Annotated in this window: 1 protein-coding gene; it reads left to right on the top strand. The window is 67.8% G+C overall.

What is annotated here, in order from left to right; genetic code table 11:
- Nucleotides 1–13: 13 nt before the first annotated feature.
- Nucleotides 14–1,237, top strand: a complete 1,224-nt coding sequence (locus ACF1A1_RS39330; RefSeq protein WP_392006991.1) for an IS701 family transposase — start codon at nt 14–16, stop codon at nt 1,235–1,237.
- Nucleotides 1,238–1,303 lie beyond the last annotated feature (66 nt).

Genomic DNA, 1,303 nt, shown 5'->3' with positions numbered 1-1,303 from the left:
GCAGCCTCCGAGGGTGATCACCGAGTCTGCCGCCGCGCAGTGGGACCTCGAACTGGACGATCTCTTCCTGACCATCGGGCACCGCTTCGGTCGGGTCGAGCTCCGCCGACGTATGCGTGACTACGTACGCGGGCTACTCGCTCCAGTGGCTCGCAAGAACAGCTGGCAGCTGGCTGAACAGGCTGGCCACCCCACGCCCGACGGCCTGCAGCACCTCCTCGCCGGATCGAAGTGGGAGCCCGATGACATCCGCGACGACCTGCAGGAATACGTCGCTGGCAAGCTCGGCGAGGCCGATGCCGTGCTGATCATCGACGACACCGGGTTCATCAAGAAGGGCATCACCTCAGCCGGGGTCCAGCGCCAGTACTCCGGAACCGCCGACCGGACGGAGAACTGCCAGATCGGCGTCTTCGCCGCCTACGCCTCCGCCTGCGGCCGGGCTCTGGTCGACCGCGAGCTCTACCTCCCGAAGACATGGACCGAGGACCGGGAACGCTGCCGCACCGCAAGGGTCCCCGACGAGCGGGAGTTCGCCACCAAGGGGGAACTGGCCCGGCACATGGTGCTGCGGGCCCTCGCCTCGCCCCTGCCCATTGCCTGGGTCACCGCGGATTCCGCCTACGGTCAGGACAACCGATTTCGCCGGCTGCTGGAACAGTCGGGTGTCGGCTACGTTCTTGCTGTCCCCAAGTCACAGTTCAGCGTTGGCTGTTCGCGGATCGAGGGGCTGTTCGCGCAGGCCCCGGACGAAGCGTGGGAGAAGATCTCATGCGGAGACGGCGCGAAGGGGCCCCGCGTCTACCACTGGGCAGCGGTGCGGCTGCCGGCCGTCGCCGAGTTCGACTATCAGGGCGATGTCCCTCACCGGATGCGGTGGGCACTGGCCCGACGCAGCATCAGCAAGCCCGACGAGATCGCTTACTACCTCGCCTACACGCCCCTTCAGGTCACCGTCCAGGAGCTGGTGCGGGTCGCCGGGGCGCGCTGGGCGATCGAGGAGTGCTTCCAGGCCGCGAAGAACGAATGCGGCCTGGACCAGTACGAAGTCCGCCGCTACCCGGGCTGGTATCGGCACATCACTCTGTCCATGCTCGCGCACGCCTTCCTGGCCGCCACGGCACACCAGCCCTGGGAAAAGGGGGCGGAACAGATGGGACAGTCGGGGCAATCGGGCTCACAGTGGCGGAGGTTCGGCGACTCCTGGCAGCTTGTCGTGCCCGGCCCCCGCACCTGAGCGGACACCGCGGACGACACCACGCGATGAGCTGGTCGAACTGGCGCCGCCGACGCCAAGCAGTCG

The organism is Streptomyces sp. NPDC014995 (assembly GCF_043080745.1).
Taxonomy (GTDB): domain Bacteria; phylum Actinomycetota; class Actinomycetes; order Streptomycetales; family Streptomycetaceae; genus Streptomyces.
The sequence above is the reverse complement of the archived record's forward strand: the minus strand, read 5'-3'. Positions and strand labels throughout refer to the sequence as shown.